Below are 26,251 nucleotides of genomic sequence, written 5' to 3' on the forward strand. Positions count from 1 at the left end.
AGTTTCTACTGAATACAGTATGTTTTTTTTAAATAAGCTTGTTGCTAATCTATTTTTAAGCGATACAGTAGAAAATATTACTAATCAACTGTTACAGTGGAAATGAAATTCTTCTATTTAAATAAAATACATCATCTTCTTTTAGAATTTTTCAAATAAAAAATATTTGTTTAACTGTTGGGAAGAAAAAATCTTCATAACGATGAAGTTTGAAGGATTAGGGATAAAGTTTTTGTCTTTTCCAATCATTGTTTTCAATACAATCGCGTGTAAAAAGCAGACGATCATGTAAACGAAATGGGCGATCGCACCAGAACTCTATAGAAAGGGGTTTAACACGAAACCCAGACCAATAAGGTGGTCGTGGAATATTACCTAGAGCATAACGCGCAGTATATTGAGCAATTGCTTTTTCGAGCACAAAACGATTGTCTAAAGGTTGAGATTGTTTAGATGCCCATGCACCAATTCGACTACCACGTGGTCGCGATTGGAAATAGGCATCGGCTTCCTGTTGACTTACTTTTTCAACAATTCCTCTAATTCTGACCTGACGACGGAGCGATTTCCAATGAAAACCTAGGGATGCTTTCATTGATTTTAAAATTTCTTGTCCTTTACAGCTTTCATAATTGGTATAGAAGACAAAGCCTTGGGGACTGTAGTCTTTGAGGAGAACCATACGAACATTAGGGAGTCCTGTTTCGTCAACTGTTGCTAATGCCATAGCATTCGGATCATTTATTTCACTTATCGTTGCCTCTTCAAGCCACTTTTCGAAAAGTTCAAAAGGTTTTTGCATTTGCATAAAATGATCATCTGTTGGTATTTTTTTGCTCATAGTTTCTCCAAATATCAGTGAGCATGGGTGAGGCATTTTCTCATTTACTTTATCATCAAGAAGTCACAGTACCATTTTTCCTTATTTTCAAAAAGCCAATGCTATCGTGTATTTCTATGGTAGTTTAATTATTTTTACTTTAGCATAGACTACAAGGAGCTATATTAAATAAATATCTCATTTTATCTGGTATTTTAGTTTATTGATAGACATATAAAGAGAAAAGAAGAAATTATTCTCTAGAATAGATTGATGAAGCTATAAAGGGTATTAACAACGTATCAGTTGATATTTTGAAAACGAAGAAATTGAAAAGAGGGCAATATGCGTGATCCCTACACGATTCTGGGTGTGGCACGTACCGCAAAATCGCAAGAGATTAAATCGGCATTTAGAAGATTAGCAAAGAAGTATCATCCAGATCATAATAGAGATGATGCAAAGGCTAAAGAAAAATTTGCTGAAATTAATCAAGCTTATGAAATTATAGGTGATAAAGATAAAAAGGCACAATTTGACCGCGGTGAAATTGATATGGAAGGAAAACCGCTTTATCAGGCCTATGGTACTGGTGAAAATTTTAGCAATAAACAAAATCCTTTTTCAGGAAGAGCAAAGGGATTTGATTTTTCCTCTTCAGGTGGTGCAGGTTTTGATGCGAGTGATATTTTTCGGGATCTGTTTGGAGGAGGAGGTAGCTTTTCGAATTCCACACACTATAACCGTCCCCAACAAGGAGCACATGTGCGTGCTAATCTTGCCATAACATTAGAGCAGATGGTTGGCGCAGAAAAGGTGGAAGCTGTTTTTCCAAATGGAAAAAAGTTAAAAATTAAACTTCCATATTATATTGAAGACGGACAGGTTATTCGTTTAAAAGGTCAGGGAGAAGAGGTAGCTCTTGGGCAAGCAGGAGATGCGTTGATAACCATTCAGATTCAAAAACATCCTCGTTTTCGGGTTGAAGGAAGAGCACTTCATCTTGATTTACCAGTTTCTCTTAAACATGCTGTTTTGGGAGCAAAAGAAGAAGTTGAGACGTTGGAGGGACGTGTGGTTTTAACGATTCCTGCGTGGTCAAGTTCTGATCGCGTTTTACGGTTGAAAGGGAAAGGGCTTCGTTTAAAAAATGGTACAAGAGATGATCTTTATGTGCATGTTCGCATTATGTTGCCGGAAGGTGAAAATGCCGCGCTAGAACAGTTTTTGCAAATGCAACAAGATTAATTTTAAAATTTTTATATATAAAAGCGTAGTTTTTGTTTGATTTTAAACCAATTGCTTGAAGAAAAAGTTGACCTGTGTCATAGGCAGATGAATAATATTAATTTTAAGTAACAATGGGGCAGTGCTGATGGCTAAGGGTAATGGTTTATTGTACGGTAAGCGTGGTTTAATTTTGGGGTTGGCCAATAATCGCTCCATCGCTTGGGGAATCGCTAAAGCGGCAAGTAGCGCAGGGGCAGAGCTTGCTTTTACCTATCAGGGTGAAGCAATGAAAAAGCGTGTTGAGCCTTTGGCTGAAGAATTAAAGGGGTTTGTTTGTGGACATTGTGATGTTTCTGACAGTGTCTCTATTGATACGGTCTTTAAAGAAATAGAGAAGAAATGGGGAAAACTCGATTTTTTAGTTCATGCTATTGGTTTTTCTGATAAAGATGAATTAAGTGGTCGTTATATTGATATCAGCGAATCAAATTTTATGATGACCATGAATATTTCCGTTTATTCCCTAACGGCTCTAACGAAGCGTGCAGAAAAATTGATGCCAGATGGTGGTTCAATCTTGACACTGACCTATTATGGAGCAGAAAAGGTTGTTCCAAATTATAATGTAATGGGGGTTGCTAAAGCGGCTCTCGAAGCGAGCGTGAAATATTTAGCGGTAGATTTAGGTCCTCAAAATATTCGTGTTAATGCTATATCTGCTGGACCCATTAAAACGTTAGCAGCTTCTGGTATTGGTGATTTTCGTTATATTTTAAAATGGAATGAATATAATGCTCCATTACGTCGTACGGTAACAATTGAAGAGGTTGGTGATTCTGCGCTTTATTTTCTTTCAGATTTGTCTCGTTCTGTTACTGGTGAAGTCCATCATGTCGATTCGGGTTATAATATCATAGGTATGAAAGCCGTTGATGCACCAGACATTTCTGTCGTTAAAGAATAAAGTTTGGTTTATAGGATTTTATTGGACAGCAGTAATTTGACCAAATTTAAAGTGGCTAAGAGTATTTGAGCGCAAAGAGCTACCTTGTGTATAGCATACAACATGCGTTGTCGTTGTAATATTTGACAGAGAAACGGATCTTTTTCATGTCGCATAATACATTTGGTCATTTGTTTCGTGTAACAACATGGGGTGAAAGTCATGGTGCTGCTCTTGGTTGTGTCATTGATGGTTGTCCACCTGGAATTATTTTTACTCTTGCAGAAGTTCAAGCTTATCTTGATAAACGCAAACCAGGACAATCAAAATATACAACGCAGCGCCGAGAATCAGATAAAGTAGAGGTCCTTTCAGGAGTTGTTGTTCAAGACGATGGGACGACATTGGTGACAACAGGTACACCAATTTCTCTGTTGATTCGAAACACAGATCAGCGTTCGAAGGATTATAGCTCGATTGCCCATCAGTATCGTCCAGGACATGCGGATTATACTTATGATATTAAATATGGCATTCGTGATTTTCGAGGTGGGGGACGTTCTTCGGCACGGGAGACGGCAGCACGTGTTGCAGCTGGTGCATTTGCTCGTAAAATCGTTCCTGGTTTGATTGTACGAGGAGCAGTGATAGCAATTGGTCCTCATAATATTAATCGTGATCGTTGGGATTGGTCAGAGGTTGATAATAATCCTTTTTTTACAGCTGATGCAGAGATGGTTCACATTTTTAGTGATTATATCAGTAAACTCCGTAAAGAGGGGACATCTGTTGGAGCGGTTGTTGAGATCGTTGCAGAAAATGTTCCGGCAGGTTTAGGAGCCCCTATTTACGCAAAGCTTGATCAAGATATTGCCTCGTTACTTATGTCGATTAATGCGGTAAAAGGTGTGGAAATTGGTGATGGTTTTGCGGCAGCCCGCTTGAGTGGAGAAGAAAATGCCGATGAAATGCGAATGGGAAATGATGGAAAACCGCTTTTTTTATCAAATCATGCTGGAGGTATTTTAGGGGGAATATCGAGTGGACAGCCAATTGTTGCACGTTTTGCTGTAAAGCCTACTTCATCAATTTTAACACCTCGTCGCTCTATTGATGTTGATGGTCATGATATAAACGTTATAACAAAGGGGCGTCATGATCCATGTGTTGGGATCCGTGCCGTTCCTGTTGGTGAAGCGATGGTTGCTTGTGCTATTGCTGACCATTATCTAAGACATCGCGGTCAAGTTGGGTGATTGAGAAGGTGAACAATGGCGTATGATGAAAAAAAAATTGTTTCTGCACTTAAAGCTTTTGAACACGGTGAAATTGTTGTGGTAACAGATGATGATGACCGTGAAAATGAGGGTGATTTAACTGTTGCTGCAGCGCATTGTACAGAAGAAAAGATGGCGTTTATTCTTCGTCACACAACAGGTATTGTGTGCACACCTATGCCAAAAAAAGAAGCAAAACGGTTTAATCTTTCTCCTATGGTACCAGATAATAATTCTGCACATGGGACACAATTTACGGTTACTGTTGATTTTAAACACGGCATAACAACAGGGATCTCAGCACATGACCGTACATTAGCTGTACGTAATCTTGCGAATTCAAATGCAAGTGCGGATGATTTTGTTCGTCCAGGGCATGTTTTTCCTTTGATTGCGCATGAAGGGGGGGTGCTCATGCGTTCAGGTCACACAGAGGCGGCTGTTGATTTATGTAAATTAGCTAATTTGCCGCCGGTTGGTGTTATCGGTGAGTTAGTTAATGATGATGGAAGCGTTAAACATGGCGATCAGATTATGAAATTTGCGCAAGAACATCGGTTGCATATTATAACGGTTGCAGATTTAATTGCTTACCGCCAACGTAAGGAAATATTGATCAAAAATGTTGGAGAAATGCCTATTGAAACATTTGTAGGTCCCGCTATTATTCAAAGTTATCAACTCCCTTGGGAAGCCGTTCAGCATATTGCAATTGTTTTTGGTGATGTCCGTGAGGGGGAGGATATTCCTGTGTATTTACATCATGAAAACATTATAAATGACGTTTTTTGTCAAACTTCAGATATTATGATGATGATGCGGCGTATGATGGAAAAAGAAAAACGTGGCGTATTTATTTATTTGCGTGAAGGATCTGTTATACAATCAGCTATTGATATTCAAAACATGGCAAGAGACAGTTCAGAAAACCATGTGCAGGCGATTGAACGCGAAGAAGAATGGCGCAAAATTGGTTTAGGATCACAAATTTTAAAATATTTAGGAATAGGCTCTGTTATTGTTTATGCTTCTAAAGAGCGCCATTATGTAGGTTTGGAAGGTTTTGGAATTCGTATATCCAGAACAGATATTTTTTGAGGTTCATATGAAAAAAGAGATACAAGAGGGGGATATTACGACCTTAAGTTTCGAGCAAGCGCTTAAGCAACTTGAAGTTATTGTCGAAAATTTGGAACGTGGCGATGTGCCTTTGGAACAATCCATTGATATTTATGAACGCGGTGAAGCGCTTAAAAAGCATTGTGAAAAACTCTTAAGAGTTGCTGAAGCTAAAGTTGAAAAAATCCAGTTTTCAGAAGAAGGTTCTCCAGAAGGAGTAGAACCACTTGATGCTAAATAATATTAAATCTTTTTGGATATTTATTGTGGGACTTAAGAGATGCAATAACCTTAGTTTATAAACAGAAAAATTTATTGATTTCTTTTTTATATAATAATTTAAAAATGAGGAAATTATAGTTCATCTCAATAGAAAAGAGCATTTTTCAGTAAAAAAAGATGCAAAACTGTAAATAAGAGTAGAGAAGATGTATTTCGTTGCGTTTTCTTGAGTTAAGATAATAGAAAGGATTTTTTTTGTCTCAGGTCCTAACACCATTGCTTGACCGTGTTTGTTTTCCGCAAGATTTGCGGGCATTGCATGAGTCTGATTTGGTACAGTTGGTTGATGAGTTGCGGACAGCAACAATTGATGCGGTTTCTGTAACAGGTGGTCATCTTGGGGCGGGACTTGGTGTTGTTGAGCTCACTGTTGCATTACATTATATTTTTAATACACCAGAGGATAGGATTATTTGGGATGTTGGTCATCAAACCTATCCACACAAGATTTTAACGGGGCGTAGAGAAAAAATTCGCACATTACGTCAAGAGGGCGGATTATCTGGTTTTACAAAACGTTCAGAAAGTGTGTATGATCCATTTGGAGCGGGGCATTCATCTACTTCTATTTCAGCGGGGCTTGGCATGGCGGTGGCAAGTGCTTTGAAAGCAGAGACAAGACGCAATATCATAACTGTCATTGGTGATGGTGCAATGTCTGCGGGTATGGCATATGAAGCAATGAACAACGCTGGTGTTTTGAATGCGCGCTTGATTGTTGTTCTTAATGATAACGATATGTCTATAGCACCACCTACAGGTGCTATGAGTGCACATCTTGCACGATTAGTGTCTCGTCCTTCTTATCGTCATTTGCGTGAACGCGTAAAGATGTTGAGCGAAAAATTGCCAAAGTTTTTTTTGGATAAGGCCCGTCGTTCAGAGGAATTTGCGCGTGGCCTTTTGGTTGGGGGAACTTTATTTGATGAGCTCGGCTTTTATTATGTTGGACCCATAGATGGGCACAATTTGGGGCATTTATTGCCTGTTTTTAAAAATGTTCGTGAATATCCTAATGGTCCTGTTTTGGTGCATGTTGTAACCCATAAGGGAAAGGGATATCCACCTGCAGAGGCCTCGTCTGATAAATATCATGGTGTTAATCGTTTTGATGTCACGACAGGAAAACAGGTTAAAGCATCAAGTAATATTCTACCCTATACCAAGGTATTTTCTAAAGCTTTAATAGAAGAAGCTCACCATGATGATAAGATTGTTGGCATAACAGCAGCGATGCCAACAGGGACAGGTCTTGATTCTTTTGCGAAAAAATTTCCTGAAAAAATGTTTGATGTTGGTATCGCTGAGCAACATGCCGTAACTTTTGCGGCAGGACTTGCTTGTGAAGGGTATAAGCCTTTTGTTGCAATTTATTCTACTTTTTTACAGCGTGCTTATGATCAAATTATTCATGATGTATCAATTCAAAAATTACCGGTACGTTTTGCTATTGACCGAGCAGGTTTTGTGGGGGCAGATGGCGCAACACATGCTGGAAGTTTTGATATTGTTTTTTTGTCCACTCTTCCTGAGTTTGTTGTTATGGCACCTTCTGATGAGCTTGAATTGATGCATATGGTGCGTACAGCTGCAGCTTATGATCAGGGACCAATTTCTTTTCGTTATCCGCGTGGTGAGGGGATTGGTATAGATTTACCGCAACGTGGTGAGTTATTAGAAATTGGAAAAGGGCGCGTTCTGCGTGAAGGGAATAAGATCGCTTTGGTTTGTTTTGGAACGCGGATGTCAGAAGTGTTGCAAGCTGCTGATGCGTTGGAGGTTGAAGGGTTATCTACAACGGTTGCAGATGCACGGTTTGCAAAACCTTTAGATAAGGATTTGATGCGTCGTTTGGCACGTGAGCATGAGGTATTGGTAACAATTGAAGAAGGGGCAATCGGTGGATTTGGAGCGCACATATTACAATTTTTAGCGCAAGAAGGGCTCTTAGAGCATGGTTTGAAAGTTCGTACACTACAACTTCCAGATGAATATTTGAATCACGGCTCACCAGAAAAAGTTCTTTCACGTATCGGGCTTGATGCTATGGGCATTGTCAACACGGTTTTTACAGCTTTGGACCGCGAGATTCGAACAGGATAAAAAATTCGAGTATGAGATGGCTGCCAGAAAAAGACTCGATATTCTTTTAGTTGAAAAAAACTTTTTTAAGACACGTTCACGCGCACGTGATGCTGTTATGCGCCAAACTGTTAAAGTTAACGGAGAAATCGTTTTTAAAGCTGGGCAAATCGTTTTTGATGATGCAGAGATTACCGTTTGTGATCCAGCGCAGAATTATGTTTCTCGGGCAGCGTTAAAATTGATTGCTGCACTTGATGCATTTCCAATTATAACAGATAAAGTGACAGCCATTGATGTTGGTGCATCAACAGGTGGTTTTACGCAAGTTCTCTTAGAGCGTGGAGCAGATCATGTCATTGCTGTTGATGTTGGGCATCATCAATTTGATAAACGTTTATTGGGCAACAGTGCTATAACGTTATTAGAAGGCTTGAATGTCAGAGATTTTAAACAGGAACATTTAGGTGGGCGAGAAATTGATCTTATCGTTTCAGATGTTAGCTTTATTTCTCTCAAACTTGCATTGCCTCCCGTGTTGTCTTTAGCCAAGAAGGGTGCCCAAGCTGTTTTACTGGTAAAGCCTCAGTTTGAGGTTGGTCGTAAACATTTTAGTAAGGGAGGAATATTAAGTCCATCAAGTGCTAAAGAAACTGCTGAGGCACTTTTTGTTTGGGTAAATACACAAACAGGGTGGAGTGCAAAAGGTTTAATTTCTTCCCCTATTACAGGTGGTGATGGCAACGTGGAATATTTACTATTCGGAGAAAAACAAGAGTGAATGACAATGTCATAATCGATCATATCGGAGCAAATGGTTATGGTATTGCTAAGACGTCTCACGGCTTCGTTTCTGTTCCTTTTACTTTACCAGGAGAGTGTGCTGAAATTACTGTTCATGGAAAATATGCAACATATATAGCATTAAAAGAAAAATCATCAGAACGCATTGATACTCTTTGTCAGCATTTTGGAGAATGTGGAGGGTGTACTCTTCAGCATTGGCATATGGATGCTTATCGCGTATGGAAACAACAATTGGTTGTTGAGGCGCTTAAAAAGTATGGACTTAATAATGTTGTTGCGCCTTTAATAGAATGTAAACCTTATAGCCGACGGCGGATTACTCTAACAGCATCCATGACCCCACAGGGGCAAAAAGTTGGTTTTAACCGTTATCTCTCTCATGAGATTGTAGCTCTTGAGGAATGCCCAGTAAGCCGTCCAGAGCTTATTTCTCAGTTGCATAATATCAGAGAGCTCTGTGCTTTTCTAAAGAACTCTGCCAAACGGTTTCATGTTACGATAACATGTGTTGAAAATGGTTTAGATGTTGCTTTAAGCGGTTGCATTATACACCATGAATCACTTCGTCAGAAAATGATCAGTGCTGCTCTTTCATATGGGATTATACGTTTATCTGTTGACGGTGAAGTTTTGGTTGAACGAGAAAAACCAGAGATTTACTTTGGAGATGTCCGTGTTGAATTTCCTTCTGGTGGTTTTCTGCAAGCAACTTGTGAAGCGGAAAATATAATGGGCAATATTATTTTGACTCATTTAAAAAAAGCAAAGAATGCTGTTGATTTGTTTTCAGGGGTAGGAACATTTACCTTGCGTATGGCAAAAAAGATGAGTGTTCATGCAGTAGAAAATAATGAAGATGCATTAAGAAATCTAAATACAGCAGCACGTTTTGCGACTGGTTTAAAAACGGTCGCTTGTGAAAAACGTGATCTTTTCCGACATCCCCTTTCTGTAAAGGAACTTGAATGTTTTGAGAGTGTTGTTTTTGATCCTCCCCGTGCTGGTGCAGAGCAACAAGTACGTGAATTAGCGAAGACAACAGTATCACGTGTTGTGGCAATTTCTTGTAATCCTACTACATTTGCTCGTGATTTATCTCTTCTTGTTGCAGGGGGGTATACAGTAGAAAAAATCATACCGATCGATCAATTTTTATGGTCACCACATGTCGAAATTGTTGCTGTTTTGAGCAAAAAGAAAAAAAAGAAAGGTTGGAAACTTTAGCCTAATTTTTTTTAAAAGTTTACCTGAGTATTATTATAAAATCTCTCCAAAATTTATCTATAATAATAACCTTTTTCTCGTTGATCTAAGAGCACTGAATGTAGAAAGTGCTTTTTTATTATGAAATATAAAAGACAAGTTACCCCACACAAAAAAACCACAAAAAAGACGAATGGATTACGAAGAATATGTGTCTGAATAAGCCTGTTCCATCGTTATATTTGCCATCTCCCAATGTTTCTAAAATTCTTGGTACTTGAGACGGTCCATAAGAAGAATCTTTAGTTCTTTCTTGTACAGTTTTTATCCATATAACTCTCCCTGCCTGTAATGTATAAACGAATGATTTTGATTGGTTCAACAGACACAGATTTAAAATGAGAGAATCTTACGGTATTCAAGGTTCTAATACAATATGAATAACGCTAGATTATCTTTATAAATCAATGCATTGTACCCCCTCACAAAATAGTCGTAATAGACGAGAAGGAAGCAATACGGGGAAGGAATGAGCAAGCTTATTCCTCTATAAGCGCAGTTCCACCGATTGTCATATTATTGATTCGAAGGTGAGGTTGGCCAACACCAACAGGGACATTTTGGCCAGCTTTTCCACACATACCAATACCATTATCTAGTTTACTATCATTACCAATCATTGTGATACGTTTCATAGCATCCGGTCCATTTCCAATAAGAGTTGCCCCTTTGATTGGTGCACAAATTTTACCATTTTCTACTCGGTATGCTTCAGTACATTCAAAGACGAATTTTCCAGAAGTAATATCAACTTGTCCTCCACCAAATGAAACAGCATAGATACCACTTTTAAGTGAAGAAAGGATTTCTTCAGGTGTTTTATCTCCTCCTAGCATGATTGTATTGGTCATTCGTGGCATTGGTGCATAAGCATAAGATTCACGCCGTCCATTTCCAGTTGATTTACCTCCCATAAGCCGTGCATTAAGCCTGTCTTGCATAAAACCAACGAGCTTTCCATCTTCAATGAGAACGTTATATCCTGAAGGGGTCCCCTCATCATCAACAGTGAGAGAGCCACGGCATTGTGGAATTGTTCCGTCATCAACAACTGTAACACCTTTTGCTGCAACTTGTTGTCCTAAAAGTCCAGCAAAAGCGGATGTTTTTTTACGGTTAAAGTCACCTTCTAAACCATGACCTACGGCTTCATGGAGCATAACACCAGGCCATCCGTTGGCTAAGACAACATCAAAAGATCCAGCAGGTGCTGCTTCTGCTTCTAAATTTGTTAAAGCCATACGTAAGGCTTCATCTGCAGCTTTCTTCCAATTGTCTTCATGAATAAATTGGTTAAATGCTTGTCTCCCTCCACACCCATAAAAACCATTTTCACGTCGATTGCCTTCAGCTACGACCACAGATATAGAAAGTCGCACAAGGGGACGAATATCACGAACCAAATAACCATCTGCACGTAAAATTTCAACATGTTGTAGCGAGCCGGAAAGAGAAACAGTCACTTGATGCAATTTATCATTTTTAGCACGTAAATAGGCATCAATTTTTTGCAAAAGAGCACTTTTTTCTTCAAATGATGGAGCATCAAGGGGATTATGCGGTTGATAAAGTCTTTTGTTTGTTTGTTGAGGTGCTATACTATAAGGCCCTGCATGATTATTATAGGTAACAGCTTTAGCAGCTTCACTGGCACGTTTGAGTGCAGCAGCTGATAACTCACTAGAGTGAGCATATCCAGTAGCCTCTCCAGCAACAACGCGTAGTCCAAATCCCATATCTTGATGAAATGAGCCGTTTTTAAGCTGCCCATTATCAAATAAAAGAGCTTCGCTTTCTGTGTACTCAAGGTAAAGCTCACCATCATCAGCATGATGAAGTGTTTCCTGTACAAGTGATTGCACTTTAGAGGAAGCAATATCAAAATGATCAATCAGCGATTTCATAAGAATTATCCTATTTTTATGGGGGCTTAGAAGATTTTTATCAATCTAATTTTAAGAATCTTTCAAAATATACGATGAAATTTCAATCGTTTAAAGTGTATTGATTTCACTCATGTTGGTAAGGTTGCATAGGCGTCGCCAAGACCATGAAGGTCAACAAAACCTCCAATCCCTTGTTCCGGAGTTGTAAAGATAAAATAGGTTGCCATTTTTCCTTTTAAAAAGAGCTGCAATATGTCTTCTTTAAGAAAGGCTTCAGCAACACAATTATCACCAAGACAACGACGATATTCCATTCTGCCCATATTTTTATCGTCAATTTTAATTCCAACGCCAGGACGTAATTCAACGCGAATCGGAACAAAAACACGCATCAAGGCACCTTGCTTTTGAGGAAGTTTATAAAATGTAACGCGCAAGGTAATATCTTGACGCCCTTGTGTGTGAACGTTTTGTACAACTTCACACTGCATGTTAGGTGTACCTGGTGGTAGAGAACAAACTTTTGTCCATGCACCATAGGTTTGTGGAGCAGGGACACTTTGCGCATAGGGTGTTTGTGCAAATGCATGACTGATAAAACTACTATAAAGTGTGTAAAAAACAGTGCCAATAAAAAAAGTTTTTTTGAGTAATTTATAAAGTATCACAGAAAATCCTATCCGACTTAACACTCACAACCATGCATAGATTTACATAAAAAATGAATTCCCTATAAAAAACTATAACACAAAATCAGTATTTACCCAAATATATTAATTCATAGGATATATTTTTATGATACACTTGTAATATGGGAAAGAACGTTGATTGAAAAAATGTGTTTTTATTGCCAGTATTTTCATCTACTTTTAGGGTATACGTGCGAAAGAGATATTTCATATTTTCTCAAAAATACGATTGGTCTTAATTGGTCATTTCCATACGCTAGATAATATTTGTCAGATAATATTGGGTTTGTGAATGACAGAAATGGAAAAGGGCTTTGAGTGGAATGTCAGTTTCAGAAAAGTTATCGGTTGTGAATGGTAAATCAACGCCACCAAAATCCACTATTAGTGATTATATCACATTATTAAAGCCACGTGTTATGTCTCTTGTGATCTTTACGGCTTTAGTTGGTTTGATGGTGTCTCCTGTTCCTATCAATCCGTGGTATGGTTTTTTAGCAATTTTATGTATTGCTGCTGGTGGCGGTGGTGCGGGAGCACTGAACATGTGGTATGATGCTGACATTGATGCTGTGATGGAACGGACTAAAAAGCGTCCCATTCCCATGGGTAAAATCAGCTCTCAAAAGGCATTTATTTTTGGCATGGTTCTTTCTATGCTCTCGGTATTGGTTATGGGGAGCTTCATTAATTGGTTTGCGGCATTTTTTCTTGCTTTTACGATTTTCTTTTATGTCGTTATCTATACAATTTGGTTAAAGCGTATCACACCACAAAATATTGTTATTGGTGGTGCTTCTGGGGCTTTTCCACCAATGATTGGATGGGCCGCGGCAACAGGGACAGTGAGTATTGATAGCTTTTTATTATTTTTGATCATTTTTATGTGGACCCCCCCCCATTTTTGGTCTCTTTCTTTATTTTCATCTCTTGATTATGAGGCTGCAGGCATCCCTATGATGCCTAATGTACGAGGTGAACATTCAACAAAAAAACAGATTTTATTTTATACTATTTTGATGGCATTATGTGCTGCTGCTCCTTGCTTTATTGGTCTTGGCGGAATTTTTTATGCTATTTTTTCAACAATTTTAAGCATTATCTTTATTTATTTTGCCTATCGTTTATGGAAAGCTGATACACATAATGAAACTATTTTGATGGCCAAAAAAACGTTTTTCTTTTCGTTACTCTATTTGGCAGCTATCTTTGGAGTTCTTTTGATTGAATCTCTTGTTTGGTATTTTATCGCTCTTTAGGCAAATAAAATGAAAAAGCAAATTTAAAAAGAGCTTTTCTTCAAGAAAATTCTGTAAGAAAACACGATAGAGTCTGTTCTTATGCAAAAGATGATATTGCGCGTTTTTTTACATTGCTTATTCATGTATAATAATAGGTTGTTTGAATATATAGCTAAAACTATAGAGATTAAGGATGATTTATGTCTGGACTTCCCCCTTTAACGATACGTCTTTGTGGTCCACGTGGATTTTGTGCAGGGGTTGATCGTGCTATCCAGATTGTTCTGCTTGCATTAAAAAAATATAGTGCTCCAGTATATGTTCGTCATGAAATTGTACACAACCGCTACGTGGTTGAGGGATTACAGCAACGGGGAGCTGTTTTTGTCGAAGAACTTGATGAGATTCCAGAAGAACATCGCAATCAACCGGTTGTTTTTTCTGCTCATGGTGTACCAAAATCTGTTTCAGAAGAAGCGCGATGCTATAATTTGTTTTATCTCGATGCAACATGTCCGTTGGTCTCGAAAGTGCATAAACAAGCGATACGACATCAACGTCATGGTCGTCATGTTATATTGATTGGTCATGCTGGTCATCCTGAGGTGATAGGGACAATGGGACAGCTTGAAGAAGGGGCTGTGACGCTTATTGAAACGATAGAAGATGCTTTGCATTATCAACCCAATGATCCAGATAAATTAGGATTTGTGACACAAACAACGCTTTCTGTTGAAGATACTGCAGGAATTATCGATATATTACATCAACGTTTTCCTACATTAGCAGCCCCAGCGGCTGAGTCAATTTGCTATGCTACAACGAATCGACAAGATGCGGTTAAAGCAGCGGCAAAGGGGAGCGATTTGTTTTTGATTGTTGGAGCACCAAATTCTTCTAATTCACGACGTTTAGTAGAGGTTGCCGAAAAGTCTGGTGCGCGGCAAGCTATTTTAGTTCAGCGCGCTGATGAAATTAATTTTGAAAACCTAAAATCTCTTTCTATTGTCAGTCTTTCAGCAGGGGCTTCGGCTCCTGAAATTATTATTGATGAAATTATTTCAGCATTTCGTGAGCGTTATGATGTCACAATAGAATTAGCTGAAACAGCGGTAGAAACGGAAAAATTTTTAGTGAGTCGCGAATTACGTGACGTCATTTTAACGTCTCAAGATATGGCTTTCGTCAATGGTCAAGCAAATAATGCAAAAAATGAAAATCAGAATACAAACATATCTACAACGAAAGCAGAATAATGGCCGTTTATACAGATATTCACCCAAATGATTTAAAAGTGTTTTTAACACGTTATGCAATAGGATCACTTTTGTCTTATCAAGGTATAGAGGAGGGGATTGAAAATTCTAATTTTATGTTAGAGACAACACAAGGGCGATTTATTTTAACACTTTATGAAAAGCGTATTTCAAAAGATGATTTACCTTTTTTTTGTCGCTTGATGCAGCATTTAGGACAGCGTGGAATTCCTTGTCCTCAACCTGTTATTCAAAATGATGGAATGATGATCTGTGAACTAGCAGGACGTCCTGCCGCTATTATTACTTTTCTGGAAGGAGAGTGGATCCGCCAGCCCAATATAGATCATTGTGGCGAAGTGGGGATGGGGCTCGCACAATTACATTTAGCAGGACAGGATTTTACACTTAGTCGTAAAAATACTCTTTCTGTTATGGATTGGAAGGTCTTGTGGCAACGTTGTCAAACCAAAGAAGATGCATTGTTAAAAGAATTTGGACAAAAAATTGAGTTGGAATTGGCTTTTTTACAGAAAAATTGGCCGTTCAATTTACCAATAGGCATTATTCATGCAGATCTATTTAATGATAACGTCTTTTTTGTGAATCATCGTCTTTCTGGGATGATAGATTTCTATTTTGCTTGTAATGACTTTTTTGCTTATGATTTAGCGATCTGTTTAAATGCTTGGTGCTTTGAGCCTGATCATTCCTATAATCTTACCAAAGCACGTAAGTTATTGGAAAGTTATCAAAAAATAAGACCATTGATCCCTTTAGAATTGGACAAGATGGTTTTATTAGCTCGTGGTGCGTCTCTACGTTTCTTACTCACACGTCTATATGATTGGTTTAATACACCGCCTAATAGCTTTGTTATTAAGAAAGATCCATGGGAGTATTGGCACAAGCTTTGTTTTTTCAGTAATGTAAATTCGCTAAGTGAATTAGGTTTTTAAATTTTATGGCAACTCAACAAAAAGTCGTTGAAATTTATACAGATGGTGCTTGCTCAGGGAACCCTGGAATTGGAGGATGGGGGGCAATTTTACGCTGGAATGGTCATGAACGGGAGCTTTATGGCGGTAAGGTTCATACGACAAACAATCAAATGGAACTCATGGCGGCTATTTGTGCATTAAAGGCGCTTAAAGAGCCCTGTTTGGTCGATCTTTATACAGACTCAGTTTATGTGCGTAACGGTATATCTAAGTGGATTGAAGATTGGAAAAAGAATAATTGGCGCACCGCATCAAAAAGTCCTGTTAAAAATATGGAGCTATGGCAAGCTCTTGAGGATGCTAGTTCTTGTCATACAGTCAGATGGCACTGGGTAAAAGGGCATGCGGGACATCCAGAAAATGAACGCGCAGATGCCCTTGCTCGCAAAGCAATTACTCAATATCGTGAAAATGGACGTTTTCCAGCATAATTGCTGTTTGGGAGCTTTTTCTTTTATCACGGAGTCGCAAGCGGGGTTGGCTGCGTATGGAATATGAATGTTCCACTTAAGGCGTGATCTTTAAAAGAAACTGTATAAAAAATTTTTTGGTTTATTTCTTCTGGTGCGAAATAGAGTGGAGCACTGAAGAGTGTATATTCTGCGTTATCACTGACTTTTCTTGCTGCTCCAATTTGCATTTCTCCTCCATCTAAAAAGAGAGAGGAAGGTGTAGTTTTGTTGTTATTTTGTATTTTTATAAGAAGGGTACTGTTATTTTTTTCGGCACTTATTTTTAGTGCATTCTGCATCATGCGGGGCAAAGAATCTTGCGCCTTTTTTAAGAAGGAAGCAGGAAGATGTTTATTTTTAAGAGCAGATGGCGAAAAATCAAAGTTAATAGTAAATGGAAGACAGATTTTATTACATAATCCAAGAGTGAAAGCACCACTTAAATTTTTGCTTGAACCAGAAAGATTGAAGGGCAATATTACTTTATCTTTATAACCTAATGACCAATCATTTTCTGTTTCAAAAAGCTGTGGAGTAGGATAGAAGATTTCATAAGAAATCTGTTGGTTGAAATTAAAAAATGGTGCCATGCCAGAATTACCTGGATTACGCCAGTAAGTTTTCCATCCTGGTTTAAGTTCAATTTCAATAATGCCTTCTCTTATTCCAGAAAGAGAAGGTTCAGTGATCGCTAATCGGATACGACCACCATCTGATTCATACCAAGATGTTGCGAAAAGCTGGAGTTTTTGTTCTGTTTGAGCATTTACAGGAATGTTAAGTAATTCTAAAACTATGAATGTTAAGCTTAAAGTAACGAAAAGCTTTTTATAAAAGAAAGTTGCGATATTTTGTAAATTTGTAAATATACGACTTTTTTTCATTGGAGTTTTATTTTCCTAGTGTGCTAAATGAACAAACTTTTATCATGTAAATTATGGAGAATAACAGATTAATGAAGCGGTGTAATGGCTTTTTAGGTGGACAATTACTCATAGCAATGCCTGGGATGAATGACAAACGCTTTATTCGTTCTGTTATTTATATTTGTGCGCATTCTAATGCCGGTGCGATGGGCATCATTCTTAATCAATTGCATCATATTGATTTTCCAGAGCTTTTGCTTCATTTGGGAGTCATAGACAGTGGCCAAAAAAAAAGTCTTTCTGAACCAATAAAACAGTTTCCAGTTCGCTATGGTGGTCCTGTTGATCCTTTGCGTGGTTTTGTCCTTCATTCAGATGATTATGCTTGTGAAGAAACTGTTTTTATTGCAGATAAGATCTGTTTTACTGCGACAATTGATATATTAAAAGCGATCAGTTGCGAACAAGGTCCGCAACATGCACTGGTCGCATTAGGCTATGCTGGATGGAAAGCGGGGCAACTTGAGGCAGAAATTTCTACAAATGGTTGGCTAATCAGTTCTACATCACCTAGTTTTCTTTTTGAAAGCGATTTAAGCTGCAAATATGATAAAAGTTTAACACGCATGGGTATCGATTCAACTTATCTTGCTTCTGAAATGGGACACGCGTAGAGTTTTTTCTAAGCTTTTTAACTTTACACGTTATTTTATCCATTATGTTTTTATTTTATAAGGGAAATGGCTCTGAACGAGTGTAATTAATTCTTCTATGGCAATCGGTTTCGTCACAAGTGTACTTTGAACATATTTACAGCCTTCTTGACGAAGAAAGATTGCTTCTTTTTCATTTTCAACACCTTCTGCGATAATTTGCAAATTAAGATCTGTTGCCATATTAATGATAGACTTTAGAACAATTTTCTTCTTAAGAGAGTCGATTGAGATAAGTGAACGATCAAGTTTAACCATATCAAATGGATAACGTACGAGATAGGTCAGAGACGAATAACCTGTTCCAAAATTATCGAGTGCGAGATTCATTCCCAGTGTTTTAATTTGTTCAAGAAAGTGCGCTGATTGTTCAGGATTATTTCTTAAGACAAATTCAGATATTTCAATCATCAGACGCCCTTTGTGGAGCGGATGGCGAAGCAAAGCGGCACGCAATTGACTGATAAAACGAGGATGAATCATTTCTGCGCTTGGTAAATTAATTGAAATAAAGAAAGATTGTTGGGAAAACTTTTCTTGTACATTTATAAGATCAATAATGGCATTATCGATGATAAACTGTGACAAATCCATAACAATTTGTTCATTTTCTACGATTTTTATGAAATCAGAGACATTTAAATTTCCATAAGTGGGATGATGCCATTCTACAATTGTTTCAAAACCAATAATATGTCCGTCTGATAAATTAAGAATAGGATGGTAGAGGATTTTCATCTCATTACGTTTTATGGCATAATGAACATCTTTCTCCAGAGTATTATGTTCGAGACCCAAAGTGCGAAAATTAGGACGAAAAGGTTCAATATGGTTTCCACCCATTTGTTTTGCGCGAATCATCGCTAATTCACTATCATTAAAAATATCTTTAGCCGTCGATCGGCTTTCACTCCATGTAACCAATCCGATAGAGGTTGAAAGGATTATTTTGTTTTCTGAAAGTGAAATAGGTGCTGAAATTGTTTTGTGCAAATGATCTGCAAATGCTGCAATTTTTTGTGGTTCGGTTTCACTAAGTAAAATAATTGCAAAGCGGTCTGCTGAAAGACGCGATAAGGTGTCTTGAAAGTTAATGAGACGATTTAAACGACGTGCGATTATAAGCAGTACAGTATCCCCAACTGCTATGCCTAATTTGCGATTAATTTGGCGAAAATTGTCAAAATCAATCATAAAGACAGTCGGTCTAATTTTGATATTTGCTTTCGCTAAAGAGGTATAATTTTGTAGTCTATCAAAGAAAATTTGTTGGTTAGGAAGTCCGGTTAAGCTGTCGTGGATTGCATCATGCAATAAGCGTTCTTCGGATTTTTTATGGTTAGTAATATTGACAATGGTTCCAATGACACGTGTGATTTTTCCATCTTTTTGCATAGCCGGACGTGCACGAAGAGAAAACCAATGATAATAACCACCACCAGAAGAAAGACGAAAAATTTGATCAATGCGCCCTTTTTTATTTTTAAGAATGATATCCAATACAGCTTGAAAGCGTTCACGATCATCATGGTGCAAGGCTGAAATCCAGTTGCGCATAGGTCCATTGAGGTTATGAATTTCAGTACCAAAAAGGGTTGCCATGTTTGGATGTACAACAATACGGTCACGCTCAATATTCCAATCCCAAATAATATTTCCAGCTCCCTTTGCTGCGAGTACTTGTTGTTCCAGGTCGGAAAATATTCCTTCATGGAAAGCGTCATTAGAAAAAGTTTGTTGCAGGACAGTAAAGCTTATGAGAAGAACAATGAGCACTAATCCCCCCGCTAATGCTGGCTGGATAATATCATTGTTTAAATGTCCAGCTATGCAAGCATAGGCTCCAACACACCAAAAGCTAATGAGCAACCATGTTGGAATAAGCATAATAGCGCGGTCATAGCTTCTGATTGAGAAATAGATGATTAATATTATACCAAGCACAGCGGTAAGGCCAAAAGACAAACGCGCAATTCCAGCTGCTCTGATGGGATCATAAATAGCAAAGGCTCCTAGACTGCAAAAGGCAATGGTCCAAGCGATAGCACCGTAACTAAAATGATAATGCCAGCGGTTAAGGCTGAGATAGGTAAAAAGAAAAATGAAGAGTGTAGCAGTAAGAGCTACTTCTGTACTAGCACGCCAGATTGGTTGTGTTGTGAGTGTAACTGCAAAGAATTTATTTAAAAAGTTGAAGTCAATACCAATATAAAAAAGCACTGCCCAAGCAACAGCAGCTGTTGCAGGAAACAGCCCTGTTCCACGGACGACGAAGAGAACAGTTAACAAAAGCGCTAAGAGACCTGATATCCCGAGAAGAATACCATGATAAAGCGTATAAGAATTAATTGCATCTTTATAAGCTTCAGGTTGCCATAAATAGATTTGCGGTAGATTTGCAGAGTTAAGTTCGGCCACAAATGTAACAACAGCACCAGGGTTAAGAGTAATACGAAAGATATCAGAGTTTGCACTAAGTTGACGATCGAGGGAAAAACCTTCGCTTGGCGTTATGGATTGAATCCTTGCTGATCCAAGGTCTGGCCAAAAAAATCCAGAACGTGCCATGCGGTAATGGGGGGCAACAATGAGACGATCAACTTGTTCATCTGTTGGATTTGCAAGAGAAAAAACTGCCCAATTTCCGGAAAATTTTTCATTTTTTGCCTGCACTTCAATACGCCATACAATACCATCTGGTCCTGGCGCTGTACTTGTTTGAAAAATAGAGTTGTTTGTATGGTGAATTTCAATTGCTTTTGAGAGATCAAGAGCAGCATCTTGAGAAGAAATTTTAACTGGCTCAATTGCTTGTGCTGATGTAAGATGGACAAAAGAACTAACGACTACAATGAAAATGATGTCAATTATTTTACGCAAACTCTTCACAATGTCCCACTCTCAATATTTTAGGATGTTTAATTTTCATTTCGATTTTTGAGAAAAAACGTCCACCTTTTATAATTTATTTACATAATAAATTGTTATCACTTTTTCTTAAGTTGTGTGATTTTATATACAAATAAACCACATACCCATTTGCTCCAATAGAACTTGAAGCGAATGAAGTTTTATATTTTAAAAGGGCAAAGTTAAACCATAAATTTCCAGATTTCACGGATATACCTTCACTCATTAGAATCTTTATCACATGAAGTATGAATTGGGTAGTTTTGTACGCCTCTTTGCCCAATATTTCCAAAACTTATTTAATTAGAAGAGCTTTTGTGGTAAATTTTATGATAAAATATGTGATGTTATTGTGATGCTGCTTTGAAAAGAAGTTTTTACTTTAGCTTGTATGAAAGAGTTGACGTTAAATCATCAAAATTTATGAGGGGTCCTACAGGTCCGACAGCAGTTAGTGTTGGTGTGGAGTTTGTAAAAAGACGATGTGCTAAATCAGTTAATCTTTTAGGAGTAATGAGATTGAGGCGTTCAATTGTTTCCGATATTGGAATTGGTCGACCATAAAGGAGTATTTGGCGAGCAATGAGATGTGCTTGACTAGAAGGATTTTCCTGTGACATTGTCAGGTTCGCACGATATTGCGTTTGTGCTCGTTGTAGTTCATTAGCGTGAATATTTTTGCTGACCTTGGAAAGTTCATCAAGAATCACAGGAATAAGTTCTTTGAGCCCGTCTTGTCCGGTAGCTGCGTGAACACCAAAAAGTCCAGTATCTGAAAATCCCCAATGAAAAGCATAAATAGAATAGCATAATCCACGTTTCTCTCTTACCTCTTGAAAAAGACGTGAAGACATACCACCACCAAGAATGATTGAAAGAATTTGGGCCGCATAAAAATCACGCGCGTGATAAGCGCGTCCTTCAAACCCTAGAACAACTTGTGTATCCATTAAATCGCGATATTCACGAAAGTCGCCACCGACATAATTTGCAAGATTAGTAAGAGGTGCGGTTGAATGGGAGCGAAAAGTACCAAGACGACTTTCAACTTCTCGCAAGAAACTTTCGTGCTTTACAGCTCCTGCTGCAACGACAATCATACGATCTGCACTATATTGTTTATTGATGAAATCATGGAGATCAGTAGATGTAAATGATTGAATAGTTTTAGCTGTTCCTAAAATAGAGCGCCCAAGGGATTGATGACGAAAGGCTGTTTCTGTAAAATGATCAAAAACAATATCATCAGGGGTGTCATGGGCAGCACCAATTTCCTGAAATATTACTTGTTTTTCTCGTTCTAGTTCATTGTCGTCAAATTTTGAATGCATTAAAATATCGGCTAAAATATCTATAGCAAGAGGGATATCGCTTTTAAGTACACGTGCAAAGTAAGCTGTTGTTTCAATACTGGTTGTAGCATTTATTTCACCGCCAACATCTTCAATATCGGTTGCAATTTGAAAAGCAGTGCGGTTTTCGGTTCCTTTAAAAGCCATATGCTCAAGAAGATGAGCAATACCATGCTGTGTGGAGGTTTCATTGCGTGAGCCCACTTTAACCCATATCCCGAGGGCAACACTATCAATTTGTTGCATTGTATGTGTGGCGATAGTCAAACCATTATTAAGGCGACATATATCTACATCCATGTATTTACAACTCCATTAATAAGCTAAATACCTCATTGTAAAGGTATTAGAATATTCTTGATTTAAATTAATGCAGCTAACTTTAATAAGATGCACGCGATTTTAAAGAAATATAATCTTTTACTATTTTTTCATCATTAGCAAGACTTATAAAATGTTCTTCGTGTTTCATTACATCATTGAGATGAGATGGCCATGGAGCATGAAGGCCACAAGCGCTTTTAATCGTATCAGGAAATTTAGCTGGATGAGCCGTGGCAAGAACGATCATTGGAATATGCGGTTTTTTGTTTTCACGCGCTACTTGAAGAGCAACCGCTGTATGTGGATCAACAAGATAGCCACTTTCCTTATAGACACTATCAATTGTTTGAGCTGTTGTAGCCATGTTGCTTTTCCCGGCGGAAAATAGGGAACGAATATTTTTGAGTTGCTTTTCATCAAGAGTAAAGAGCCCCGTTTTTTTCAAGTTTTCCATTGCATTGCGAATCCAGATTGGATCACGATTGCCACTTTCAAAGAGCAAACGTTCAAAATTAGAAGAGACCTGAATATCCATAGAAGGTGATGTTGTATGGACTATTGGTTGTGTTTCATAAGTACCACTGGTCAATGTACGTACAAGGATGTCGTTATCATTCGTTGCGATGACCAGTTGAGCAATGGGTAATCCCATACGGGCTGCGACATAACCTGCAAAAATATCACCAAAATTTCCAGTAGGAACAGTAAATGAAACAGCTCTATCAGGAGCTCCTAAAGAAAGTGCAGATGAAAAATAGTAAACAATTTGCGCCATGATACGCGCCCAATTTATAGAATTCACACCTGAAAGAGCTCTTTTTGTACGAAAATTGTGGTCATTAAACATTGCTTTGACAAGGGCTTGGCAATCATCAAAATTTCCTTCAATGGCAATGGCATGAACATTTGAACATTGATTGGTTGTCATTTGCCGTTGTTGAACAGGTGATACACGTCCTTTAGGAAATAAAATAAAAATATCTGAGTGTTCTTTTCCAGCAAAAGCTTGTATCGCAGCTCCACCTGTATCACCTGATGTTGCAGCAATAATCGTTGCACATCTATTTTTTTCAGTCAAAACATAATCCATCAGTCGAGAAAGAAACTGCATTGCTACATCTTTAAAAGCTAAAGTAGGACCATGAAAGAGTTCAAGGATAAATTCATCTGCTCCAGTTTGTCGTAACGGACAGATTGCTGGATGGTGAAAGGTTGCATAAGATTCAGCGATCATATTTTCAAAAGCTGTATATTCGATTTCGTTATTCACAAAGGGCCACAGAATAGTTTTAGCAATTGTTGTATAGGACTGACCACGAAGTGCTCGTAACGCATCAAATGATAGCTGAGGAAATTTATCTGGCAAATAAAGTCCCCCATCACTTGCCAACCCTGTCATGATTGTTTCCGTAAAGCTTAAAGCAGGAGCTTCACCTCTCGTGCTGATATATTCCATAAGTCTTATCCTTTTTTTTATTTCTGGCAAATTGGTGAAGTTATTTATTTCACGTTTTTCATAATATTTAAATTATTAAATGGATAGAGCTTCTTTTCTTCTTTTTAACTCAATAATGAAAGGAAATAGTCTTAAGCATTTTTATTTTTAAGATATAAACGTCAAATGTTCACAGAAAATCTGTTGCAGACGAAAATTTCCTCTCTATTATTCACTCACTTAAATTTTACAACGTATCTTCACTTGTGCACCTTCTAAAATAATAAAATTAAATAGATAGAATGGTAGTTACTGAAGAACTTTTGTATAAAACTCAATCATTCATAGTTATTTTATGCTCTTAATACTTTGTAACAATTACATCTGCTAAACCGAATGTTAAAATGATACATCTCAGAATTCACACTGGAAGATTTATAAGGTAATTTTATGGCATTTCGTGCGCAAATCTATACTTTGCATAATCTTTTTTTAGCATAATTTATCATTTTGTATAATAATAGATATTATATTTATGCTATACAGTATGGTAACTTAAAGTTTATCCATAGAAAACATACAACAGCCTGCTAAATGATGTGAAGCAGGCTGTAAAGTATTCTCATTTTTAATAGAAAAAATACTGAGTATCTTTGAATTATTTTCCTTTAATTTTTCCTATTGCACATCCGATTATCCCGCTAAATATGGACATAACAAATCCAGTCAAGAATCCAAAACCTAAAGCTCCTACTGTAGAAAAAATTCCTAGCGTAATTGGTTCAAACACTTTCTCAAATTTTCCTTCAAAGGCAGATTCACTTTTTGCTTTATGAGTGAAACTTGGGACATAAAGAGCCGCTATATCGATAGCTTTTTTCTTTCCTTGTTCTATTAAAGAGACAGTTTCCCATTGAGTATCATTGTTCAAATGATTGGCATGAACATTTATAACTTGTGAAAGCAAAAAAGAAACTGCTATTAAAATATTTAATACGTAAGTTTTCAATACTTTAATCATAATTTTTCACCAATACTTTTACTTTTATTTTAATCTGAATTGAATAGATTCGTCGGCAGAATTAGTGCACATTGAGAGAAACAGAAGCATTTAAAGCTTTTTTCATTCTTAGTGTGATAATTCATTAGTTTTTTGTCATCAACAATCGATCAACACAGAATATATCCATAGTTTATATTTCATATGAGAAGGTTTTATTCTGATGAAATTTCAATTCTAACGAGATTTAAAACACGATATTATTTTACTTATTATCCATCCTAAAAACATGCCTATCGTACTTGATGCATATCCAAGTGCCATCCCCATACCAAAAGCCCCGATTGTAAGAGGTTCAACGACCTTTTCAAATTTTCCTTCAATAGTAGTTTCATTACTCACTCCACGATTTAGACTGGGTCTATAGAGAGAAACGGTATGGACTGCATCCTTTCTTTTCTGCTTTATTGCAGAAACAAAAGTATTCTCACGATGAGTACTATTTTGCAAAGAGTTTGCATGTACATTTACAACCTGAGAAAGAGAAAAGGCAGACATAATGAAAATACTTAATATATGATTTTTAAATAATTTAATCATAATTTACCTCAAATATTTTATACTATATATATGCGTAAATTTATACTTTGGATATTTGGATATAATCTACAACATTTATATTTTGTAGAAAGATGAGCTTCATTATGTAATTATTTACAATAAATTATAGACACATAAGGAAGCTAATATTCTAGAGTTCTAGATGAGGTTGAATTATTTGAACATCAATACTATGTCCTTTATCCAACTTATTATCGATCCTATAAAGCTCATTGCATATCCAGTAAACAATAGTCCCATTCCTATAGTTATAGGCTCAACGACCTTTTCTAATTTTCCTTCACCAGTTGTTCCATTTTCTGTTTGATAATTTACAGATGGAACATAGAAAGCAGTCGTAGAAACTACATCGGATGTCGCATATTTTACTTGTTCCATTGGGAAAACAGAAAGTTCCTCTTTTGGAGTATCATTTTTCAAATAGTTTGCATTAACATTTACAGTTTGTGAAATAAAAAAAGTGCTCGCTATAAAAATGCTTAAGATATAATTTTTAAATATTTTTATCATAACTTTACCTCAAATATTTTTAAGTTATATATGTAAGAAATATACATAATGTTTATGTATCTCACACTATATATAATTTATATATTTCAATATGTATTTTTAGTCAATAATAAAAATACATATAAAAATATAACTGTAATTTTTTATAAACATTATTGTAAAAAAGTAACAG

23 protein-coding genes are annotated in these 26,251 nt (G+C 37.2%); 13 read left to right on the top strand and 10 right to left on the bottom strand.

The genetic code is table 11. The features are described from left to right. Positions 1 to 217 precede the first annotated feature (217 nt). Positions 218 to 841, bottom strand: coding sequence for a pyridoxamine 5'-phosphate oxidase (gene pdxH / locus PVV63_RS07575; RefSeq protein WP_273791342.1), 624 nt, complete (start codon positions 839 to 841; stop codon positions 218 to 220). A 324-nt stretch (positions 842 to 1,165) separates the two neighbouring features. Here pdxH and PVV63_RS07580 point away from each other — a divergent pair, with 324 nt between their 5' ends. From PVV63_RS07580 to PVV63_RS07615, 8 genes are all read left to right on the top strand, one after another. Continuing rightward, on the top strand, positions 1,166 to 2,068 hold the full coding sequence (locus PVV63_RS07580; RefSeq protein WP_273791343.1) for a J domain-containing protein: 903 nt from the start codon (positions 1,166 to 1,168) through the stop codon (positions 2,066 to 2,068). Between the two features lie 127 nt (positions 2,069 to 2,195). Continuing rightward, on the top strand, positions 2,196 to 3,014 hold the full coding sequence (fabI, locus tag PVV63_RS07585; RefSeq protein WP_273791344.1) for an enoyl-ACP reductase FabI: 819 nt from the start codon (positions 2,196 to 2,198) through the stop codon (positions 3,012 to 3,014). Positions 3,015 to 3,160: 146 nt separating this feature from the next. Then, positions 3,161 to 4,249, top strand: coding sequence for a chorismate synthase (gene aroC / locus PVV63_RS07590; protein WP_273791345.1), 1,089 nt, complete (start codon positions 3,161 to 3,163; stop codon positions 4,247 to 4,249). A gap of 15 nt (positions 4,250 to 4,264) precedes the next feature. Next, positions 4,265 to 5,368 carry a 3,4-dihydroxy-2-butanone-4-phosphate synthase gene (gene ribB / locus PVV63_RS07595; RefSeq protein WP_273791346.1) on the top strand — a complete coding sequence of 368 codons (1,104 nt, stop codon included), beginning with the start codon at positions 4,265 to 4,267 and terminating at the stop codon, positions 5,366 to 5,368. 7 nt (positions 5,369 to 5,375) lie between these two features. Further along, on the top strand, positions 5,376 to 5,630 hold the full coding sequence (locus PVV63_RS07600) for an exodeoxyribonuclease VII small subunit (RefSeq protein ID WP_273791347.1): 255 nt from the start codon (positions 5,376 to 5,378) through the stop codon (positions 5,628 to 5,630). A 236-nt stretch (positions 5,631 to 5,866) separates the two neighbouring features. Beyond that, entirely contained in the window at positions 5,867 to 7,774 is a 1,908-nt protein-coding gene (gene dxs, locus PVV63_RS07605; RefSeq protein WP_273791348.1) for a 1-deoxy-D-xylulose-5-phosphate synthase, read from the top strand. A gap of 16 nt (positions 7,775 to 7,790) precedes the next feature. Beyond that, positions 7,791 to 8,534 (top strand): TlyA family RNA methyltransferase, encoded by a 744-nt coding sequence (locus PVV63_RS07610; protein WP_273791349.1) that lies wholly within the window; start codon positions 7,791 to 7,793, stop codon positions 8,532 to 8,534. After that, positions 8,531 to 9,784 (top strand): class I SAM-dependent RNA methyltransferase, encoded by a 1,254-nt coding sequence (locus PVV63_RS07615; protein ID WP_273791350.1) that lies wholly within the window; start codon positions 8,531 to 8,533, stop codon positions 9,782 to 9,784. The genes PVV63_RS07610 and PVV63_RS07615 overlap by 4 nt, the downstream gene beginning before the upstream one ends. Before the next feature lie 518 nt (positions 9,785 to 10,302). On the opposite strand, the gene tldD is transcribed toward PVV63_RS07615, so the two are convergent. Both tldD and PVV63_RS07625 read right to left on the bottom strand, forming a co-directional pair. Continuing rightward, complete coding sequence (tldD, locus tag PVV63_RS07620) at positions 10,303 to 11,727, bottom strand: metalloprotease TldD (protein ID WP_273791351.1); 1,425 nt, start codon at positions 11,725 to 11,727, stop codon at positions 10,303 to 10,305. A 110-nt stretch (positions 11,728 to 11,837) separates the two neighbouring features. Continuing rightward, positions 11,838 to 12,377 carry an invasion associated locus B family protein gene (locus PVV63_RS07625; RefSeq protein ID WP_273791352.1) on the bottom strand — a complete coding sequence of 180 codons (540 nt, stop codon included), beginning with the start codon at positions 12,375 to 12,377 and terminating at the stop codon, positions 11,838 to 11,840. A 344-nt stretch (positions 12,378 to 12,721) separates the two neighbouring features. Here PVV63_RS07625 and cyoE point away from each other — a divergent pair, with 344 nt between their 5' ends. From cyoE to rnhA, 4 genes are all read left to right on the top strand, one after another. Beyond that, on the top strand, positions 12,722 to 13,657 hold the full coding sequence (cyoE, locus tag PVV63_RS07630; RefSeq protein WP_273791365.1) for a heme o synthase: 936 nt from the start codon (positions 12,722 to 12,724) through the stop codon (positions 13,655 to 13,657). Between the two features lie 182 nt (positions 13,658 to 13,839). Continuing rightward, positions 13,840 to 14,895, top strand: a complete 1,056-nt coding sequence (ispH, locus tag PVV63_RS07635; protein ID WP_273791353.1) for a 4-hydroxy-3-methylbut-2-enyl diphosphate reductase — start codon at positions 13,840 to 13,842, stop codon at positions 14,893 to 14,895. After that, positions 14,895 to 15,854, top strand: a complete 960-nt coding sequence (locus PVV63_RS07640; RefSeq protein WP_273791354.1) for a homoserine kinase — start codon at positions 14,895 to 14,897, stop codon at positions 15,852 to 15,854. Before ispH ends, PVV63_RS07640 begins: the two co-directional genes overlap by 1 nt. Before the next feature lie 5 nt (positions 15,855 to 15,859). Continuing rightward, complete coding sequence (gene rnhA / locus PVV63_RS07645) at positions 15,860 to 16,327, top strand: ribonuclease HI (RefSeq protein ID WP_273791355.1); 468 nt, start codon at positions 15,860 to 15,862, stop codon at positions 16,325 to 16,327. 26 nt (positions 16,328 to 16,353) lie between these two features. Here rnhA and PVV63_RS07650 read toward each other — a convergent pair whose 3' ends face one another. Continuing rightward, complete coding sequence (locus PVV63_RS07650) at positions 16,354 to 17,232, bottom strand: protein-disulfide reductase DsbD domain-containing protein (protein WP_273791356.1); 879 nt, start codon at positions 17,230 to 17,232, stop codon at positions 16,354 to 16,356. A gap of 71 nt (positions 17,233 to 17,303) precedes the next feature. Here PVV63_RS07650 and PVV63_RS07655 point away from each other — a divergent pair, with 71 nt between their 5' ends. After that, on the top strand, positions 17,304 to 17,888 hold the full coding sequence (locus PVV63_RS07655; protein WP_273791357.1) for a YqgE/AlgH family protein: 585 nt from the start codon (positions 17,304 to 17,306) through the stop codon (positions 17,886 to 17,888). A 42-nt stretch (positions 17,889 to 17,930) separates the two neighbouring features. Here PVV63_RS07655 and PVV63_RS07660 read toward each other — a convergent pair whose 3' ends face one another. From PVV63_RS07660 to PVV63_RS07685, 6 genes are all read right to left on the bottom strand, one after another. Then, positions 17,931 to 20,816: an EAL domain-containing protein gene (locus PVV63_RS07660; RefSeq protein WP_273791358.1), complete on the bottom strand. Its 2,886-nt coding sequence runs from the start codon at positions 20,814 to 20,816 to the stop codon at positions 17,931 to 17,933. A 398-nt stretch (positions 20,817 to 21,214) separates the two neighbouring features. Beyond that, positions 21,215 to 22,489, bottom strand: coding sequence for a pitrilysin family protein (locus PVV63_RS07665; RefSeq protein ID WP_273791359.1), 1,275 nt, complete (start codon positions 22,487 to 22,489; stop codon positions 21,215 to 21,217). An 82-nt stretch (positions 22,490 to 22,571) separates the two neighbouring features. After that, positions 22,572 to 23,969, bottom strand: coding sequence for a threonine synthase (gene thrC, locus PVV63_RS07670; RefSeq protein ID WP_273791360.1), 1,398 nt, complete (start codon positions 23,967 to 23,969; stop codon positions 22,572 to 22,574). A 637-nt stretch (positions 23,970 to 24,606) separates the two neighbouring features. Next, positions 24,607 to 24,969: a hypothetical protein gene (locus PVV63_RS07675; protein WP_273791361.1), complete on the bottom strand. Its 363-nt coding sequence runs from the start codon at positions 24,967 to 24,969 to the stop codon at positions 24,607 to 24,609. A 216-nt stretch (positions 24,970 to 25,185) separates the two neighbouring features. Next, a complete protein-coding gene (locus PVV63_RS07680) occupies positions 25,186 to 25,548 on the bottom strand; it encodes a hypothetical protein (RefSeq protein WP_273791362.1) in 363 nt (120 codons plus the stop codon). 174 nt (positions 25,549 to 25,722) lie between these two features. After that, positions 25,723 to 26,079, bottom strand: a complete 357-nt coding sequence (locus tag PVV63_RS07685; RefSeq protein WP_273791363.1) for a hypothetical protein — start codon at positions 26,077 to 26,079, stop codon at positions 25,723 to 25,725. Positions 26,080 to 26,251: the final 172 nt, after the last annotated feature.

Source organism: Bartonella sp. CM31XJBT (assembly GCF_028618555.1).
Lineage (GTDB): Bacteria > Pseudomonadota > Alphaproteobacteria > Rhizobiales > Rhizobiaceae > Bartonella.

Coding starts and splice junctions, on each gene's coding strand:
- pdxH (WP_273791342.1), bottom strand. CDS start 841: ATGAGCAAAAAAATACCAACAGATGATCATTTTATGCAAATGCAAAAA.
- PVV63_RS07580 (WP_273791343.1), top strand. CDS start 1,166: ATGCGTGATCCCTACACGATTCTGGGTGTGGCACGTACCGCAAAATCG.
- fabI (WP_273791344.1), top strand. CDS start 2,196: ATGGCTAAGGGTAATGGTTTATTGTACGGTAAGCGTGGTTTAATTTTG.
- aroC (WP_273791345.1), top strand. CDS start 3,161: ATGTCGCATAATACATTTGGTCATTTGTTTCGTGTAACAACATGGGGT.
- ribB (WP_273791346.1), top strand. CDS start 4,265: ATGGCGTATGATGAAAAAAAAATTGTTTCTGCACTTAAAGCTTTTGAA.
- PVV63_RS07600 (WP_273791347.1), top strand. CDS start 5,376: ATGAAAAAAGAGATACAAGAGGGGGATATTACGACCTTAAGTTTCGAG.
- PVV63_RS07610 (WP_273791349.1), top strand. CDS start 7,791: ATGGCTGCCAGAAAAAGACTCGATATTCTTTTAGTTGAAAAAAACTTT.
- tldD (WP_273791351.1), bottom strand. CDS start 11,727: ATGAAATCGCTGATTGATCATTTTGATATTGCTTCCTCTAAAGTGCAA.
- cyoE (WP_273791365.1), top strand. CDS start 12,722: ATGTCAGTTTCAGAAAAGTTATCGGTTGTGAATGGTAAATCAACGCCA.
- ispH (WP_273791353.1), top strand. CDS start 13,840: ATGTCTGGACTTCCCCCTTTAACGATACGTCTTTGTGGTCCACGTGGA.
- PVV63_RS07640 (WP_273791354.1), top strand. CDS start 14,895: ATGGCCGTTTATACAGATATTCACCCAAATGATTTAAAAGTGTTTTTA.
- rnhA (WP_273791355.1), top strand. CDS start 15,860: ATGGCAACTCAACAAAAAGTCGTTGAAATTTATACAGATGGTGCTTGC.
- PVV63_RS07650 (WP_273791356.1), bottom strand. CDS start 17,232: ATGAAAAAAAGTCGTATATTTACAAATTTACAAAATATCGCAACTTTC.
- PVV63_RS07655 (WP_273791357.1), top strand. CDS start 17,304: ATGAAGCGGTGTAATGGCTTTTTAGGTGGACAATTACTCATAGCAATG.
- PVV63_RS07665 (WP_273791359.1), bottom strand. CDS start 22,489: ATGGATGTAGATATATGTCGCCTTAATAATGGTTTGACTATCGCCACA.
- thrC (WP_273791360.1), bottom strand. CDS start 23,969: ATGGAATATATCAGCACGAGAGGTGAAGCTCCTGCTTTAAGCTTTACG.
- PVV63_RS07675 (WP_273791361.1), bottom strand. CDS start 24,969: ATGATTAAAGTATTGAAAACTTACGTATTAAATATTTTAATAGCAGTT.
- PVV63_RS07680 (WP_273791362.1), bottom strand. CDS start 25,548: ATGATTAAATTATTTAAAAATCATATATTAAGTATTTTCATTATGTCT.
- PVV63_RS07685 (WP_273791363.1), bottom strand. CDS start 26,079: ATGATAAAAATATTTAAAAATTATATCTTAAGCATTTTTATAGCGAGC.